The 16922-nt window shown below is 46.1% G+C and carries 13 protein-coding genes; 8 read left to right on the top strand and 5 right to left on the bottom strand.

Features of this window, described 5'->3' with window-relative positions:
- Positions 1 to 5 precede the first annotated feature (5 nt).
- Both NC996_RS20115 and menA read right to left on the bottom strand, forming a co-directional pair.
- Positions 6 to 1085: an o-succinylbenzoate synthase gene (locus NC996_RS20115; protein WP_190682175.1), complete on the bottom strand. Its 1080-nt coding sequence runs from the start codon at positions 1083 to 1085 to the stop codon at positions 6 to 8.
- 3 nt (positions 1086 to 1088) lie between these two features.
- Positions 1089 to 2015, bottom strand: coding sequence for a 2-carboxy-1,4-naphthoquinone phytyltransferase (gene menA, locus NC996_RS20110; protein WP_190682173.1), 927 nt, complete (start codon positions 2013 to 2015; stop codon positions 1089 to 1091).
- Between the two features lie 644 nt (positions 2016 to 2659).
- On the opposite strand from menA, the gene NC996_RS20105 reads away from it, so the two are divergent.
- The gene (locus NC996_RS20105) at positions 2660 to 4099 is read left to right on the top strand and encodes an isochorismate synthase (protein ID WP_190672216.1); all 1440 of its coding nucleotides are present in this window, start codon (positions 2660 to 2662) and stop codon (positions 4097 to 4099) included.
- A 59-nt stretch (positions 4100 to 4158) separates the two neighbouring features.
- The gene (gene menD / locus NC996_RS20100; protein ID WP_190682170.1) at positions 4159 to 5916 is read left to right on the top strand and encodes a 2-succinyl-5-enolpyruvyl-6-hydroxy-3-cyclohexene-1-carboxylic-acid synthase; all 1758 of its coding nucleotides are present in this window, start codon (positions 4159 to 4161) and stop codon (positions 5914 to 5916) included.
- A gap of 29 nt (positions 5917 to 5945) precedes the next feature.
- Here menD and NC996_RS20095 read toward each other — a convergent pair whose 3' ends face one another.
- Positions 5946 to 8132 (bottom strand): P-loop NTPase fold protein, encoded by a 2187-nt coding sequence (locus tag NC996_RS20095; protein ID WP_190682167.1) that lies wholly within the window; start codon positions 8130 to 8132, stop codon positions 5946 to 5948.
- A gap of 154 nt (positions 8133 to 8286) precedes the next feature.
- On the opposite strand from NC996_RS20095, the gene menB reads away from it, so the two are divergent.
- Entirely contained in the window at positions 8287 to 9120 is an 834-nt protein-coding gene (gene menB, locus NC996_RS20090; protein ID WP_190414934.1) for a 1,4-dihydroxy-2-naphthoyl-CoA synthase, read from the top strand.
- A gap of 209 nt (positions 9121 to 9329) precedes the next feature.
- Here the strand turns inward: menB and NC996_RS20085 are convergent, their stop codons facing one another.
- Positions 9330 to 9647 carry a hypothetical protein gene (locus NC996_RS20085; RefSeq protein ID WP_190414933.1) on the bottom strand — a complete coding sequence of 106 codons (318 nt, stop codon included), beginning with the start codon at positions 9645 to 9647 and terminating at the stop codon, positions 9330 to 9332.
- Positions 9648 to 10431: 784 nt separating this feature from the next.
- A complete protein-coding gene (locus tag NC996_RS20080; protein ID WP_190414932.1) occupies positions 10432 to 11001 on the bottom strand; it encodes a DciA family protein in 570 nt (189 codons plus the stop codon).
- 158 nt (positions 11002 to 11159) lie between these two features.
- Here NC996_RS20080 and NC996_RS20075 point away from each other — a divergent pair, with 158 nt between their 5' ends.
- The 5 genes from NC996_RS20075 to NC996_RS20055 all read left to right on the top strand — a co-directional run bounded on the left by NC996_RS20075 (position 11160) and on the right by NC996_RS20055 (position 16840).
- Positions 11160 to 12542 (top strand): SPOR domain-containing protein, encoded by a 1383-nt coding sequence (locus NC996_RS20075; RefSeq protein ID WP_190682164.1) that lies wholly within the window; start codon positions 11160 to 11162, stop codon positions 12540 to 12542.
- Between the two features lie 161 nt (positions 12543 to 12703).
- On the top strand, positions 12704 to 13459 hold the full coding sequence (locus tag NC996_RS20070) for a PspA/IM30 family protein (protein WP_190414930.1): 756 nt from the start codon (positions 12704 to 12706) through the stop codon (positions 13457 to 13459).
- A 241-nt stretch (positions 13460 to 13700) separates the two neighbouring features.
- The gene (locus NC996_RS20065; protein ID WP_190682161.1) at positions 13701 to 14486 is read left to right on the top strand and encodes a PspA/IM30 family protein; all 786 of its coding nucleotides are present in this window, start codon (positions 13701 to 13703) and stop codon (positions 14484 to 14486) included.
- 755 nt (positions 14487 to 15241) lie between these two features.
- A complete protein-coding gene (locus tag NC996_RS20060) occupies positions 15242 to 15565 on the top strand; it encodes a thioredoxin family protein (protein WP_190528941.1) in 324 nt (107 codons plus the stop codon).
- A 105-nt stretch (positions 15566 to 15670) separates the two neighbouring features.
- Positions 15671 to 16840, top strand: coding sequence for an LL-diaminopimelate aminotransferase (locus NC996_RS20055; protein WP_190682158.1), 1170 nt, complete (start codon positions 15671 to 15673; stop codon positions 16838 to 16840).
- Positions 16841 to 16922 lie beyond the last annotated feature (82 nt).

The raw sequence follows: 16922 nt of genomic DNA, 5'->3' as shown, positions 1-16922 counted from the left end.
TTAAATCAGATTTCTTCATCTTCGTCAAACCAGTGGTTAATACCAAAACCAACGGCTCGATTGTGACGGGATAATTCTGCTGCTAGCTTTAATGCTGCCTGTCTACCAATCGTGGTTTCAAAGACGGAGGAGAACACGGCATCAATTTCATGTTGTTGGCAAAATTGGCGCAAACGGGATGGGGAACCGGCAATGCACGGTTTAATCACAAAAATTCCCCGCCAACCGTCACGGTACGCAGCTTCCATCTGGTCAATTGTAGCCACTGATTCATCTAAGGCGATCGCAGTGGCGTAGCACATACTTAATTCCGCCATCCCCTGAAATTGAGCCACAGACAGCGGTTGTTCGAGAAATTCAATTTCTACAGGTAATTCCTCCGCCGTAACATTGTCGCAAGTCCACAGCCACAGGTTGGCTTCCTCGTAACTGAGTCCGCCATTGGCATCCAGGCGCAGTTTTACCCCTTCTGGCAGTGTTTGGGTAAGTCGTTGGAAAATTTTTAGTTCGTCGGCAATTGGGTAAACGCCAATTTTCCATTTGAAGGTGCGATATCCCTGGTTCCACAGCGTCTGCCATTGGCTTAAGGCAGCTTCGCCAGCAGGTAATAAGCCGCTGTAGCAAATAGACTTGGCGAATGAGTTCGCGGTGACACAAACGAAGTCCGCCTTCGCGGACTGCACAGACGCAAAATTTCGCATCTCTACAAATAGATTTGAAAATTGCCCTTCGCTTTGCTCAAGGCTAAACTCCGGCAGGTTTGATTCGTATAGCCGCGACTGTACTCGGCAGGTATCTTCCCAAGCGGACTCGAAGCCAAATTGACAGGCGGGAAGGGCAGATGGGATGGAGAAAATCGTTTCATCGGTAATTTCCTCCGGCAGCTGGCGACAAAATGACAGCGCTTGCTCTAAGGTTTCGGAACCAAACCAGCTCAGGGGGGCAATTTCGCCCCAGCCGACTTGCCCGTTCTCATCAGTGAGGCGGAGGATGATGCCGTCGCGGATGTCCCAGTTGCCGTGACTGGTTTGCAAGGGATGCACAAACCTCCGCCGGTAAGGACGAAATTCAAACTGATATTGCATCAGCTATAAGGGCAGTACAAACCCCAATCCCAACAGCAGCCCACTCCAAAAGTGTAGAGATACTGCGATGAATTTGCTGTTACTGACTTTCTCAGGTTGAGCGTGATACTGGTGGACGTGGCGGCATAATTTGATAGCGAAGGGCAAACTTGCAAAGGTTAGCAACGTCCAAACGGGGAAAATTTGCAAAACGACAAACAACCCAGTCAGCGCATAAATACTGCCGCTAAACCAAGACAATAATTGCGATCCTCTCTGAGTGCCTAGGCGGACGATGGGCGATCGCTTCCCGGCTGCCAAATCGTCCGCAACCTGGTGAAAATGGGAGCAAAACAAAATTAAACTCGTGGCAATCCCTACAATAATAGACACTGCAAGGCTGGTCATCGACCATGTGCCGGTTTGACTATAATAAGCCGCCGCCACTGCTAGGGGACCAAAGCAAATAAAGCAGATAATTTCCCCCAAACCCTGGTAGCCTAAGCGAAAGGGAGGTCCCTGATAGCTGTAGCCCAACGCACAGCTCAGGAGTACCAATCCGATGACTGTGAGGTCTTGTTGCCACCATGCGATCGCTAAGATTCCCAGTACACCCAGCCCTAAAAACAGATTTGCTAGCCAAAAAATTAATGATTTGTTACCTGTCAAATTCACCAAGGAGTGGGCTTTGTTTTTATCAATACCCGTCTCCGAATCAAACACATCATTGCTGAGATTCAGCCATGCAATAATCAAAATTGCTGACATTAAAAATGTAGAAAATATTGCTCCCTGAAGCACTTGAGTGTCAGCAAAAGCAACAGATGTTCCCACCCAAATTGGAATAATAGCAACGCTGTACATGGGCGGCTTAATCGCTGCCATCCAAAGACCGGGGTCGCTGATGTTTGCCCCTCCACTGGTGGGATGATTAATCAATTTTGTATTCATTAGTCTCAATCTATGCTACTGCCAAGAAGCTACCAAATTTTACAACTCTAAAGCCGTGATAGGATATTTGCTACAGACTTTGTTACAAGCCCTTTAGTAGGGAGACAGAGGTTTCCAGTTGTGTCTTGACCTATGGAAGACTAGCCTATGTCAAATCTTAAGCAGGTTCTTTCAAAACTAGCTACTTGTTATGACCTCCCGCATATTCTGCTCGGTCAAATCACACATTTTATCTAAACAGTGTAGATTTAGATACAATGTTTAAGAGTTTTTAAAATCTAATCAATGAAGATGCCCCTGCGGTAATCATCCTGAAATTTAAGTTAAGGAATCATTGAAAGTATGACGACAATCTTAAAAGCAGGCGAAAGTTGTAAACTAGAAATACTACAGAGAAACCAATACATAGGCTTAGCCTTATTCCTCAAGAAATATTTTTGGAGAATTGTTAAGAATTTCAATAAGGTTATTGGTAAGCACACCTTACTTTTAGAAAATAGGGGAAGACTGGCAGATACGACCAGTTTTCAACGGACTGTCATTATTCTATTGGCTCTTAGGATAGGTTTGTTCGATTACTAACAATAAACCAGGAGCCACAGCTAGTTGTATTAACATCAAATTGCCAACCTATCCTCGCTTCCATGCTAGTCACACCCTATCTTAAAAACCTTTTTCAAGACACTCACGAACTGCATCAATTTCTTTTAGCCTTTAAGCAGACTGCTGTACAAAAAAAACAGACACAGCTCCTCAGTATTTCTCAAGAAATCCCAGCAGTCGATCCGTTGGTTGTCCTTCAGGCGATCGCTAGACCCGATCAATTACACTTTTACTTTGAAAAACCAGCACAAGGAGAAGCGATCGCTGCCATCGACACCGCAGCTGCGCTAACACTAGAAAGCCCCAATCGGTTTAACAAATCCCAGGAGTTTATTCAATCTTGCATTGCCAATACCACGAGTATTGGTGAAGTTAATTTACCTTTTTCGGGCGCTCATTTTTTCTGCGCTTTTACATTTTTTAATGAAAATCTAGGAGCGGATTCTCTTTTTCCTTCCGCCACAGTATTCTTACCCCGATGGCAAATCTCTCTAAAAAATCAGACTTCGGTAGTAGTCGCAAATATTCTGATTGATTCAGAGATAAATATTCAAGATTTAACTGAAAGCTTATGGCGTACATTTCAGGCAATCAGAGTTACTAGTTTAGAAAGATTTCATAGTGCATCTTTTCTAGATATCGCAATTGATGCCAGAAAACTATTTAAGAAACACGATGTTGCAGATGTAAACCATTTTAAATCATCGGTGGTTAAGGCTTTATCATCAATTCAGGAAGAAAAAATTCATAAAATTGTTTTGGCTCACGCCCTTGATGTTATCTCCCCGATTCCTTTCCAGTTAATTCCCTCCGTCAATCATTTACGAACTCGCAATCCTGATTGCAATATTTTTTCCACCAGTAACGGCAAGGGACAAAGTTTTATTGGTGCAAGTCCCGAACGTTTAATTAGTATTCATGACCATGAATTAGTAACGGACGCTCTGGCAGGTTCAGCACCCAGAGGAAAAATAGCAAGTGAAGATGCGGAATTAGCAAATCGGTTACTAACCAGTGAAAAAGAAAGGCGCGAACATCGAGTAGTCATTGATTTTATTCGCGATCGCCTTTCCCAGCTAGGTTTAAATCCTCAAGTATTGTCCCAACCACAGCTATTGAAACTCTTAAATATTCAGCATTTATGGACACCCATTCAGGCGAAAATCCCGGCAGGCGTTCATCCCTTAGAAATCCTGGCTGAACTCCATCCGACACCAGCCGTTGCTGGCGTCCCCAGCGAGAGTGCCCAGAAAGAAATTTGCCGCTATGAAACCTTCAATAGGTCATTATATGCCGCGCCGCTCGGTTGGGTAGATCGCCAAGGAAATAGTGAATTTGTTGTGGGAATTCGCTCAGCACTCATAGATGGCTGTCGTGCCAGACTCTACGCCGGTGCCGGTATCGTTGCTGGTTCCGATCCAGACAAAGAATTAGCAGAAATTCAACTTAAACTCCAGGCACTTCTAAAAGCCTTAGTCTAGCCGGAACTCTCTCTTCTCTCTTTCTTTCTTAGCGTCTTTGCGGTTCATTCTTCTTTTAAATGCCCGTTGATTTTCGTAACACCAACTCCCTCTGGGCTTCCATCCTAACCGAAACATTAAAGCGACTAGGATTAACCACAGCCGTTATTTGTCCAGGTTCTCGTTCAACACCCCTTACTGTTGCTTTCGCTCAAACTGATGAGATAGAAGCCATTCCTGTTTTGGACGAACGATCCGCCGCATTTTTGGCATTAGGAATTGCGAAAAAATCTGGATTGCCGGTGGCGTTAGTTTGCACTTCTGGAACTGCCGGGGCAAATTTTTACCCAGCCGTAATTGAAGCTAGGGAAAGTCGAATTCCGCTTTTAGTTTTAACCGCCGATCGCCCCCCAGAATTGCGAGATTGTCATTCTGGACAGACGATCGATCAGGTGAAATTATTTGGCAATTATCCCAACTGGCAAGCTGAGTTAGCGTTGCCTTCTCTAGAGATGGGAATGCTGGGTTATCTGCGGCAGACAGTGATGTATGCGTGGGAAAGAACGCTCTTTCCGACTCCAGGCTCCGTTCATCTTAACATCCCCTTCCGCGACCCCCTCGCCCCAATTCCCGACGGTGCTGTAGAGATGCAAAATGGTGCGTCTCTACTAGAAGAAGATTTCTTTGCAAATTGTCAGCCATTAGGAGCAACTTTCAACCTGCAACCTACCACTTTCAACCCCATACAGGAGTGGCAGCAATGTGACAGAGGAATTATTATCGCTGGGACTGCACAACCGAAAATACCGGAAGAGTATGCGATCGCGATCGCGCACCTCTCCAAATCTTTAAAATGGCCTGTATTGGCTGAGGCGCTATCTCCATTAAGGAACTATAGTCAACTGAACCCTTATCTAATTTCTACCTATGACTTAATCCTGCGTAATCAGCAGTTAGCGCAAAAACTGACACCAGAAATGGTAATTCAAATCGGTGAATTACCTACCAGTAAAGAACTGCGAAACTGGCTAGATAAAACTCAACCGCGCCGATGGGTAATTGACCCCAGCCACCACAATTTAGATCCCTTGCACGGCAATACAACCCACCTGCGAATCTCCATAGAACACCTATTTCAAACCTACCCAAATGAACTTGTAGAGACGCAAGCGATCGCGTCTTATCTCAGCAGTTGGTGTGAAGCCGAATCAAAGGTCAGGAAAGCCATCGACCAAACGATGGCAACAATGGACACACTTTTTGAAGGAAAAGCCGCTTGGTTACTTTCCAAGACGCTACCACCGGGCACTCCTCTGTTTATTTCTAATAGTATGCCGGTGCGAGATGTAGAGTTTTTCTGGGCACCCAACAATTCCGGGATTCAGCCCTTTTTTAATCGAGGCGCGAATGGCATTGATGGCACCTTATCGACAGCTTTAGGCATTGCACATCGCAATCAAAGCACTGTGATGCTGACAGGTGACTTAGCTTTATTGCACGATACTAACGGCTTTTTACTGAGAAGTAAATTTATAGGGCATTTGACCATAATTTTAATTAACAACAATGGCGGCGGCATCTTTGAAATGTTGCCGATTTCCAAATTTAACCCACCCTTTGAAGAATTTTTTGCCACACCACAGGATATAAATTTTGCTCAGCTTTGTGCTACTTACAATGTAGAGCATGAAGTGATTACATCCTGGGAACACCTGAAGCAACGATTAAACCCATTACCATCGCAGGGACTCCGGGTTTTAGAGTTGCCAACCAATCGCAAGGTAGATGCCAAATGGCGGAAAGAGAATTTAGGAAAATTTGCAGCAGATATCCTGTGAACGTTAACTCTGGTGAATCATTCAGCCTTTCATGCTAATGGATCGTCAGAATCTTTCTCCTGCTGACTCCTGTCATATTCTTCAATAAATTGCGCGATCGCATTTTTCTGTTCTTCTGTTAAACAATCCTTTTCAAGAAGGCTCCTAAGCCGGTTAATCGCTAAAGATACGTCAACGTAGGGTTCAAGTAAATTCGGCTCAAGCCCGTAGCCGGTGCTTTGACCCATATTAGACTCAGATTTTCTAAATGCTTTTTCAAAAAACTTCTCAAAGAAATCAACTAGCCCTTCGTCGTTTTTAATCGCCTCTTTAACCCACTGTTTGACTTCATCCTCGCTTGTTTGCTCCCGCCAATAATACAGGATATGTGCTAAACCTGGCGTTTGTAATAGGGAGTTTTGCTGCACGGCATCTTGCACCTTATTTAAGGCAATTTCTTCAAGTTCATCAAGGTGCTGTGCGCTGATAAGTCTTTCTTCTTCTAGATTTGATTCACTAGCTCCAAACTTACCGTGTTGTTGACCTAGGACGACTACTTTGTCCACAATTGTTAAAACTGCCTTACCATCTGACATCGCCTGTTTCAACACCTCAAACCGTGCTGGTTCCTCAAGACGACGCAACAGATGTGAGATGATGCGCTCGATTCTGATATCATTTCCAAAATCAAACATTCCGCACGGTTCGTCTTCAGGACGCAAAAGGCGATCGCCCACATCCAATAAAGCTTGCACAATTGAAGGAATGCTATTTAAAGGAATTTCTTTTTCAGTGTAATCCTCAAGTTGTTCCAAAAATATCCGAACTTGCGTCGTACCCTCAGGACGTTTTTGATTAGCGAGTTCTACAAGAGTTTCTCCAAATGCCTTCGCATCGCCTGCCAAAGCCAGGATGGCTTTCATCTCGGTATTCGATAATTCACCTTCTGGTAACGCCAGACGGAAGTAGACTGGAAATACTTCTAAGCTGCACACGCGCAGTTGTCTGCGCCATGTTAACTCTTGTTGTGCAACGTATTGGGTATTATTACCCCAAATCGCTGATAACTTAGGAAAGAGGATCAATAGCAACCGTTTAACTGGCTCTTTATCCTCATCTTGAAGCTGAGCAATCCAAGAATTGTAAAGAGATTTTAGTTCGTCTGCTGTAGCACTTATAAAACCTTTGGTATCCGTGTCTCCTGCAAAAGCTTTAGGATTTTTGCGAATGATGTCATATATCGTTGGGCAAAAGACTCGCAGCGACTCAACAGCGATGAAATCCACTGAGTTTACTTCACCTTGAACTGCCGGGTACGTCATGCTTAAGGTGTTTATCAAACGAGTGATATCGCGAGTGTTGGTAATAAATTGGTCTATCCCTTGATAGTAAATATTTCCCCAATAATTTCTATCTAATAGCTGTGTAGGGGTGTCAGCAAGTACGAAATTCAGTTTTTCAAAAAGTAGCCTTCGGAGTAGATTTTTATTGGGAATTGGTAACTCAAAAGGAACTTGAACAAGTTTATCAAGATAGGCTTCTCCAGTTGTCCCCTGCGTGTCTGCAAGTGCTTTGAGGGCAATTTCTTTATCGCAGACTAGGACATAGACAACATTTGTAAAATTTGGAATGGCTTTGACAACGCGAAACAACTGTCTAATTTCGTCAGTGGCAAGCCTGTCAATATCGTCAATTGTTACCACGATTCGCGGATGCTGCTTTAGCAGTGTGTTTTCGACTTCTTCTTTTAAGTCGGAAGTATCCTTTTGCTTATCGTCAAATATTTTTTCTACTACCTTACCCGCTGGAGCGTAAGGAATAGGAATTTCAGAAAACAGTTTACCGAAATCGGCTAGTCGATCTTTTAACCCTTTCGGTACAGATTTGAATTCACTCAAAACAGCCTGTAATTGGTCAATGAAGCGCCTTGTGATATCTTCGTGTCCCGAAAACAACCAGGGATTAAAGGGTACGATAATTGGTTGCTCGTCCTCTGGTTTTTCCTTTAGATAGTGAACTAAAAAATTCAACAGCGTCGATTTGCCAGAACCCCAGGAACCGTAGACTGCAATCACGAAGCCTTCCGGAAAGCTCATTTTGCAAATACTGTCTGCTAGATATCTTGCAAAGGTTGCATATCCTAATCGATCTGCTTTCGGATTGGTTAAAGCGTTATCTGACGATAAAGCATTAAAATTCTCAGATTCGACTTCGGAATTCTTCTCAGTCTGTCCCATAAAATGCCTTTTCTTAGCCCTGTCGTCATGATGACACAGCGATCGCTCAAGCCTCCTCTCTCTTGAGGTTCTACCTAGTCACCGTAATTTCAAACACTGGGTTAAAATTCTCAAGCCGAAATACTGCACAACTCGAAATACTGCACAACTCTCTATGCAAATCAACTGGCAAACTGCCAAAACCTACGAAGACATCCTCTATCACAAAGGCGACGGTATCGCCAAAATCACGATTAATCGCCCGCACAAACGCAACGCTTTCCGTCCCAAAACCGTCTTTGAACTTTACAACGCCTTCTGCGATGCTCGCGAAGATACTAGCATTGGCGTCGTATTATTTACTGGCGCTGGTCCTCACACCGATGGCAAATACGCCTTCTGTTCTGGTGGCGATCAAAGTGTGCGGGGACAAGCTGGGTATGTAGACGATGAAGGCATCCCCCGCCTAAATGTCCTAGACTTGCAACGCCTAATTCGTTCCATGCCCAAAGTCGTCATTGCGCTTGTGGCAGGTTATGCCATCGGTGGCGGACACGTCCTGCACCTGATTTGCGACCTCACCATCGCCGCAGATAATGCTGTTTTTGGGCAAACTGGCCCTAAAGTCGGCAGCTTCGATGGTGGATTTGGTGCCAGCTATCTTGCCCGGATTGTTGGGCAAAAAAAGGCGCGAGAAATTTGGTTTCTCTGCCGCCAATACAGCGCACAGCAAGCACTAGAAATGGGCTTAGTGAATTGCGTCGTGCCTGTAGAACAGCTGGAACAAGAAGGCATCCAGTGGGCTAATGAAATTTTAGAAAAAAGCCCGATTGCCATCCGGTGTCTAAAAGCTGCTTTCAACGCCGATTGCGATGGACAAGCTGGTTTGCAAGAACTCGCCGGTAACGCCACCTTGCTTTATTACATGACTGAGGAAGGAGCCGAAGGCAAGCAGGCATTTTTGGAAAAACGTCCACCCGATTTCCGTCAATACCCTTGGCTGCCTTAGTCGTTCGCAAATGGAAAAACCCGTTTTTTTTCAGAAAACGGGTTTAAAGAGTCATCTTTTGTAAAAAAGTATCCCACAAGGCTCTTAAATCAAAAATCGCACCTTGACTTAAATAAGGTGCGATTCTAAAGCAAATCTTTATTTTTTTAAGAGTTTAAGCAAGTTGCCTTGACAAACTGCAAGGTGAGCTTAACTATTCTTTATTTTATTCATACGAGCAGCGCCTCTTCTTCTACTGACTGTTGGGCAGTAGAGACATTCTCGTTAAGCGAGGTAGATTCTTGAGAAGAGTTCAGCGAACATTTGATTGAGAGCGCCTCCGGTGTTTTCAGGGTTTCATCCTGCCAGCGCATCATTACTTCGAGACGTTCCCAAGACGGCGCAAATGCCGGAAGTGCTAAAGAACAGGCTCCCCAGCCGCCTCGAACGGGCACGCCGAGTTGCTGACAAAGACCCCCACGACGCCCTTCGGGCTTGTAATACTGACAATACCGGCAGGCAGAAGTTACAGTATTTAAGGTCTTCATGGGAGTCCTCTTTAGGAGAATTTTTATCTATGCTTTATATTAAAATTCTCTATTAACGGTTGTAGAGTTTGGAATGTTGTAATCTATATTCCCCGTCTATGTTCTAGCGATCCCCAAGTACAAATACTGATTTAGATTTTCTTTAGCTTTGTGTAATAGACAGACACATGAAACATTAAAAACGGACACATCTATCTATAGTAAGTAATCTCATGAACAATACCATTTTTTAACAAAACCCTATGGGGATCAAGACAAACCTTAGACGTATCCGTTCCAGAAAAGACTAAATTTAGCTCATTTATTCAGTCGTTTATCTCTTGATTTAGATGACAAACTTTGCATCTATCGACTAAATTGAGATTTTTGCCTCTAAAATTCTTTGAGTCAGCCTTAGTAGGCAATTAAAATCATTACATTCCCTGTAACTACTTAGGAAGTAAGGATGTCAGCATACGGGCGAAGCAATCGGGAATAGAGATTGATGCCATAAATTCAGGGCATTGGTGGCATACAAGCTCCGCCTTAGAAGACTTTTGTACAGAAGGCTACGCAGGCGTCCAAGTTACAAGATGTAACGGAGAGGAAACTGGCATCTGTAACATACGATACAAAACAACTTCACATTCCGGTCTGAATTAGGAACTAAGCAGATAGACCTAAATAAATTCAAGCGATGCAGATGATTTGTGGGGTTTGAGGGGTGCCACCAGAGAAAGCAAGCGTTGCCCGCGACCTAGTACCAATCGCTGTTTCGGCTTAATGGCACCAAATCTACTGAAAGCTAGCCTTTCCATTGCCTGACAGCACACAGGGCACACACAGCCCAGCGCTGGAGTTCTCCTGGAGGGGTGGGACACTGGCACTGGGGACAAAGCGGTGAATGTTGCGATCGCTCCCGCACACCCTCCGCCCAATGTTGAAAAGCTTGGTGGGGTTCTTTCAGTTGTGCCTTCTGGTTCAACGACGGTGAAGATGTCCCCTCAACAACTCGACTGGGATGCTCTTTCCATGCCACCGATTGTTCCTGTGCATACCAGGAACGATTAGAACCAGGCTTCTTCTGCCACTGAGCCGTCGAAAAGCGAATATCAACCAAATTGCTACCTAGATGGGCATTCAACTTTTGCAGGATTCGCTGACGCTCAAAAGTCAGCGTTTGTGCCCAAGCAGCACTGGATGTAGCAACCGACAAAACGCCCCTCGATATGGAAATCGGTCGCGTTTGAGCCTGCACCGCCACTCCCACCACCGAAGGCCAACACTTGAGTAACCGCTGAAATTCTTGGCTAGCCTGCCACGCCGCCTGATTTTCGATAGCCCCTAAGATATGATGAAGAGATTTAAAAGACATCCAACAAATCCCCAGCTAAATGGCAGAACGATCGATCCTCTTGCTCGATCGTACTCAAAACCAAGACAGCAGATTCGGGTTACGGTTGCCTTCAAGCAGAAAACAACGTGTAATAAAGAGATCCGTCAGCTCTCCAAGATTCGTCAGTAGCTAAAGCTATGAGTCAAGGTCATTCGGTTGAGTCTTCTACTCGCCCCTCTCCCGCCCAGTCCATCAATCCAGCCTTGCAGGCGGCTCTGGGCAGTCTCGACGTGCAGTTAGAAGAAGAATTATCTCGATACCGACGCGAACGAGGGGGACGAGGGGCGTCGCCTGCCCCTCGCATGAATCACGATCGGGTTCGCAACAAACCTATCGACTTAATTTCCGTGAGTGCTACGGGAGGCAGGAATCAATCACCCGCCCCAGCAAAGCCGCCCGCCGCCCCACCGCCACCGCCTCCGCCGCCAGCCAGCCCACCACAGGCAGCAAATCTGGAAGGCAAGGGAGTTGAGACAACGATCCAGAATGAAACAGGGTATACACCGCCCGCACCCGCGCCATCTTTTGATTTATCGGCTCCTGGAGCGGAACTAGCGACCTTCGCCACGCCACCCCAGGAACCAGCTTGGCATCCAGAACCAGCAGCAGATCCACCGGAGTTTGTCAATCCAACTTCAACGCACGTCCCTCCCAATGACTATCTGGAATCTTCCGAACAACTTCTGCGAAGTTTGGTGGAAGAAGAGGCGTCAGCGCCTCGTCGCTCAGAACGCAGTTTTCTGGATAGCCTGCTGACTCCCCTAGGAGTTGGTTCCTTGTTGTTGTTGCTATTTTCAACTGCCACCTTGGGCTATTTAGTGACGAATCCAGGCAGCCTCAGTTTTCTAGGTTTAGATCGCTTCCAGGAGTCAGGCACGCCCACCGTTGCTCAAAATCCAACGCCAACAACTTCAACGGCAACAAGTCCAACGGCAACAAGTCCAACCACCAATGCCCCAGCATCTGGAGCTGCGCCAAGTGGCCCAAACCTGGCGACTGACGAGTTTGTGGACGTAAATTTGGATACCTTAAGCACTTTGCCATCTTCCAGTCCAGCTTCAAGATCCAATGTGGCAGGCTTACCCAAAACTCAAGTAGCGGTGCCAACAATTTCCCCGCTACCCAGTTCACCTGCCCCCGCAAACTCCTCATCTGGGCAATCTGGCTCGGTGCCGCTTCCAGGGCTGCCGCCAGCCGCAACAGTGCCCCTTACACCCGCCAGCCCTCTCCCAGGATTGCCACAACGCCCCGCCTCTGGACAACCGAGTATACAACCGAGTGTGAAACCCTCCCCGACTGCGGCAACTCCTGCGCCGAATCCAGAGGGCTTCTATTATGTGTTTGTAAAATACAATGGCGAAAGCTCCTTGCAACAGGCGCGAAAGGTTGTTCCCGATGCCTATTTATCACCAGAAGGCACCCAAATTTATCTCGGTGCGTTCAAGAAAGAATCTCAGGCTCAAACATTGGTAAAAGAGCTTCAGACACAGGGGATTTCTGCGGCGGTCGATCAGCCTTAAGCTGGAGGTGGTTGAGTTGGAAAGTAACCTAGCATTCTGTTAACGTTGCTACTGGGACTGCGATGCCCTAAGAGGGCGACTGCTTTTAGGGGTTCGCTGCCGTGTTCGCGATCGAGTGACCGCGCTCCACTGAACCCGTGCGTTGTGAATGGAGAACTGACATGGGATTGATCGACCGCATCTTGCGAGTAATTCGAGCCAACATCAACAGTCTGATTGGACAAGCGGAAGATCCAGAAAAAATCCTGGAAGAAACGGTTATGGAAATGCAGGAGAATTTGATTCAACTGCGGCAGGCGGTGGCTCAAGCGATCGCTACCCAAAAACGGACTGAGCGACAATGCAACCAAGCGCAGTCTACCTCTCAAGAATGGTACAATCGCGCCCAACTAGCACTGCAAAAAGGTGATGAAAACTTAGCCCGCCAAGCCCTCACCAAGCGCAAATCCTATCAGGAAACAGCAGAAGCAATGCAGGCGCAGATCGAGCAACAAAATCAAGTCGTCGGTAGGCTCAAGCAAGATATGCGATCGCTAGAGAGCAAAATCTCGGAAGCCAAGACGAAAAAAGATATGTACATCGTTCGTGCTCGTTCGGCTCAAGCATCTGCGAAAATTAATGAGATGTTAGGTGGTGTTAACACTGCCAGTTCTCTGACCGCCTTCGAGCGCATGGAAGAAAAAGTCTTGCAACTAGAAGCGCAGTCAGAAGCGATCGCTGAACTCGGAAGCGATGACCTGCAAAAGAAATTTCTCTCCCTGGAAGATGCTGGGGATATTGATACCGAATTAGCTACCATGAAAGCTCAGCTGAGCCAAGGCACTGAAGCACCGCAACTGCCGTCTAGTCAGCAGGCACTTGACCCTAGCCAAGATGCCGAATTACAAAAAATTCGCTCCCAACTGGAAAGTTCTTGATCTGGAAACTACCGCTTTGGACTAGAAGTTTCTAGACTAGGAAGAAAAGTGTTGGGTCTTTAACGATTCCTGAAGGTTGCCCAAGTCACTCTTGCCTAGCGCCCTAGACTAGAAATGGTGTTTGAGGCAATTGCCGACTACTGCACCGATGGAAAACCTGACCTCCTAAATTGAACTTGCTCAAGGCTACTTTCAAAGCCTGGAAATACCATTAGTACACGCCAAAAGGATAAACAGCGTCATGGGATTATTCGATCGCATTAGCCGAGTCGTCCGAGCCAATCTTAACGATGTGGTCAGCAAAGCTGAAGACCCAGAAAAAATTCTGGAACAGTCCATCATCGATATGCAGGAAGACCTGGTGCAGTTGCGTCAGGCTGTTGCCAGATCCATTGCCACCCAAAAACGGACTCAGCAACAATACAACCAAGCCCAAACCGAAGCAAACAACTGGCAACAACGCGCCCAGTTGGCTCTGCAAAAAGGCGATGAGAATCTCGCCAAAGAAGCGCTGATACGCAAAAAGACATATGCCGAAACTGCCGCTACCCTGAAAACTAGCTTGGACGGACAAACCACTCAGGTAGACACCCTCAAGCGCAACTTGATTGCCGTGGAAAGTAAAATTTCCGAAGCCAAGACCAAGAAAGATATGCTCAAGGCACGGGCACAAGCTGCCAAGGCTCAGGAGCAGTTGCAAGGCGCAGTAGGACGGCTGAATACCAACAACTCGATGGCAGCCTTTGAGCGGATGGAAGAAAAAGTCTTGCAACTAGAAGCACAGTCAGAAGCGGCAGCCCAGATAACTGGCAATGATTTAGAAAACCAATTTGCCCGATTAGAATCCGGCAGCGATGTTGATGACGAATTGGCAGCGATGAAAGCTCAGATGTCTCTGGGTCCTGCCACTTCTCCAAATCAAGCTCAACTCCCGGCAGCTAACCCAACCACTTCCTCTACCCCTAAATCTAATTCCGCAGTTGATAACGAATTAGAAGACCTGAAAAGGCAATTGGATAACCTATAGATTCCTGCACTTTTCGATCAATTATCTACGAATCAAAACTTTGATAGACCGCTCTGCATTCATCTGACACTCGTTGGCGATGGGATTAAGAGGGTCTATCTTGTCATAACTGGCTGACTTAAGGAAAACTGTATTGACGCAAGCAGCCTGAAAATAAATTTCCAGCTTAAAGCTAAAGCTTCCTTTAGCTTCCTGGTAAGCGTTTGAACCTGTTTAGATAGGTTTTGGGTTTTAGGCAAAACTTTAGTTTAAAGCTGAAGTTAGCAAAATTTCTCTGAAGTTTAGTGCTATTTGACACAGATAAGTTTCGCACGTTCAGAAGCGTTGCTAGTTGAAGATTTTAGGATAAATTTTCGCTTGCTGGCGTAAGTTTTAGCGAAAGCGAGCAACATTGATGCCAAAGGGGTAAGGCTTGGTGATGCCGAGCGTGCCTAGGTCAATTAGTTAATTTTGAAAAAGTCGTGAATCAGTTGTTATTAATTAGACATAAGTTCGCTAAAAAAATAAAGTTTTAACTACTGGAAATAAGAAAATACAGATAAACTGTCCGGATTACAACTATCAATAAAGCTTTTGCACTCATCAAGTGCGATCGCAAATTTCCTTGATGTACCCCCATTCCCAACGAACCGCCTGAGGTACTGTATTACAATCAATAAGGCGTAAACCTTGATTGCTTTCCTGCCCACTGGCAACGGTTTTGAATACCGTGTTAAGTAGGTAAAGCAATAATATAAATGTCAATCGGGGGTGACATGAGCAGCACAATCTCAATTAATGATGCAGAGTTTGAAACAGAAGTCCTGAAAGCCACTCAGCCAGTATTAGTGTATTTCTGGGCGTCTTGGTGCGGCCCTTGCCGCCTCGTATCGCCAGTCGTACAAGCCGCTGCTGAAACTTATGGCGATCGCCTCAAGGTCGTGAAAATGGAAAGCGACCCCAATCCCGAATCTGTGGCAAAGTACAAAGTAGAAGGTCTTCCAGCTCTCAGGCTGTTTAAGGACAGTGAGGTGATTGAATCTTATGAGGGAGCGATTGGGAAGCAGAAATTAATGAGTATCCTGGAAACTCACCTGTAAACAGTCAGTAGTCATTAGTCATTGGTTATCGCTCGGTGAGAGACAAAAAACACCGGACAACAGACTAAGGACTAAGGACTAAAGACTAAGGACTAAAGACTAAATATGCAGTTCGCCAAGCGTTTACAACCCCTGCAAACCAATGTGTTTGCCGATATGGATCGGGCTAAGGCAAAAGCCAGGACGGCGGGACAAAATATCATCGATCTATCGCTGGGTTCCTCCGATTTACCGGCGTCAGATCGGGTTATCGACGCGATCGCCCAATCTTTATCTGACCCCAAAACCCACGGTTATTTGCTGTTTCACGGCACTCAAGCTTTTCGTCAAGCTGCCGCTCGCTGGTACACCCAGAAATACGGGATTCCGGTTGACCCGGAAACCGAAGTGCTGACCCTGATTGGTTCCCAGGAAGGCACCGCTCATTTACCCTTAGCAGTGCTGAATCCAGGGGATTTTGCCTTACTGCTTGACCCAGGTTATCCATCCCATGCTGGGGGAGTTTACCTAGCTGGTGGTCAAATTTATCCAATGCCACTACGGGCGGAAAATGGGTTTTTGCCAGTGTTTGAGGAGATCCCCTTGCCGGTTTTGGCTCAGTCACGAATGATGGTACTGAGCTATCCTCACAACCCCACAACTGCGATCGCGCCCTTATCTTTTTTCCAGACAGCGGTTGATTTTTGCCAGCGTCATAATCTAGTGCTGGTTCACGATTTTCCCTACGCCGATCTCGTATTTGAAGACGTTGCGGTTCCCTCAATCTTACAAGCCGACCCCGAAAAAAGCGTCTCGATTGAGTTTTTTACTTTATCTAAGTCTTACAACATGGGCGGCTTTCGCATCGGCTACGCGATTGGGAATGCAAATCTGATCCGCGCCTTGCGCCAGGTGAAAGCAGCAGTTGATTTCAATCAATACCAAGGAATTTTGAATGGAGCGATCGCTGCCCTAAGTGGCTCTCAAGAGGGTGTTAAGGCGGCAGTTGAAACCTTCCGCCAACGCCGGGATGCCTTTGTCAAAGCGCTTCACAGAATTGGCTGGGAGGTTCCTACCCCATCTGCCACCATGTATGTTTGGGCTAAATTACCAGAACCGTGGGCACAGGACTCCATCAACTTTTGTACCCATTTGGTAGAAACCACTGGCGTTGCTGCCTCGCCCGGTGCCGGTTTTGGTAAATCTGGAGAAGGATATGTACGATTTGCGCTGGTACACGATCCAGAAGTATTAGAAATGGCGGTTGAAAAGATATCGCCGGTAATGCGTAAGTGAGAAGACTAGCGATCGCTGCCTAAAACGGCTGCAAGTCTTATCTTGCGTGTCCCAAGTAAATAGTCAAATTAAATGTACAACA

The sequence above is a fragment of the Trichocoleus sp. ST-U2 genome, from assembly GCF_039961875.1.
GTDB lineage: Bacteria > Cyanobacteriota > Cyanobacteriia > Cyanobacteriales > FACHB-T130 > FACHB-T130.
The sequence above is the reverse complement of the archived record's forward strand: the minus strand, read 5'-3'. Positions and strand labels throughout refer to the sequence as shown.

Coding starts and splice junctions, on each gene's coding strand:
- NC996_RS20115 (WP_190682175.1), bottom strand. CDS start 1,085: ATGCAATATCAGTTTGAATTTCGTCCTTACCGGCGGAGGTTTGTGCAT.
- menA (WP_190682173.1), bottom strand. CDS start 2,015: ATGAATACAAAATTGATTAATCATCCCACCAGTGGAGGGGCAAACATC.
- NC996_RS20105 (WP_190672216.1), top strand. CDS start 2,660: ATGCTAGTCACACCCTATCTTAAAAACCTTTTTCAAGACACTCACGAA.
- menD (WP_190682170.1), top strand. CDS start 4,159: ATGCCCGTTGATTTTCGTAACACCAACTCCCTCTGGGCTTCCATCCTA.
- NC996_RS20095 (WP_190682167.1), bottom strand. CDS start 8,132: ATGGGACAGACTGAGAAGAATTCCGAAGTCGAATCTGAGAATTTTAAT.
- menB (WP_190414934.1), top strand. CDS start 8,287: ATGCAAATCAACTGGCAAACTGCCAAAACCTACGAAGACATCCTCTAT.
- NC996_RS20085 (WP_190414933.1), bottom strand. CDS start 9,647: ATGAAGACCTTAAATACTGTAACTTCTGCCTGCCGGTATTGTCAGTAT.
- NC996_RS20080 (WP_190414932.1), bottom strand. CDS start 11,001: ATGTCTTTTAAATCTCTTCATCATATCTTAGGGGCTATCGAAAATCAG.
- NC996_RS20075 (WP_190682164.1), top strand. CDS start 11,160: ATGAGTCAAGGTCATTCGGTTGAGTCTTCTACTCGCCCCTCTCCCGCC.
- NC996_RS20070 (WP_190414930.1), top strand. CDS start 12,704: ATGGGATTGATCGACCGCATCTTGCGAGTAATTCGAGCCAACATCAAC.
- NC996_RS20065 (WP_190682161.1), top strand. CDS start 13,701: ATGGGATTATTCGATCGCATTAGCCGAGTCGTCCGAGCCAATCTTAAC.
- NC996_RS20060 (WP_190528941.1), top strand. CDS start 15,242: ATGAGCAGCACAATCTCAATTAATGATGCAGAGTTTGAAACAGAAGTC.
- NC996_RS20055 (WP_190682158.1), top strand. CDS start 15,671: ATGCAGTTCGCCAAGCGTTTACAACCCCTGCAAACCAATGTGTTTGCC.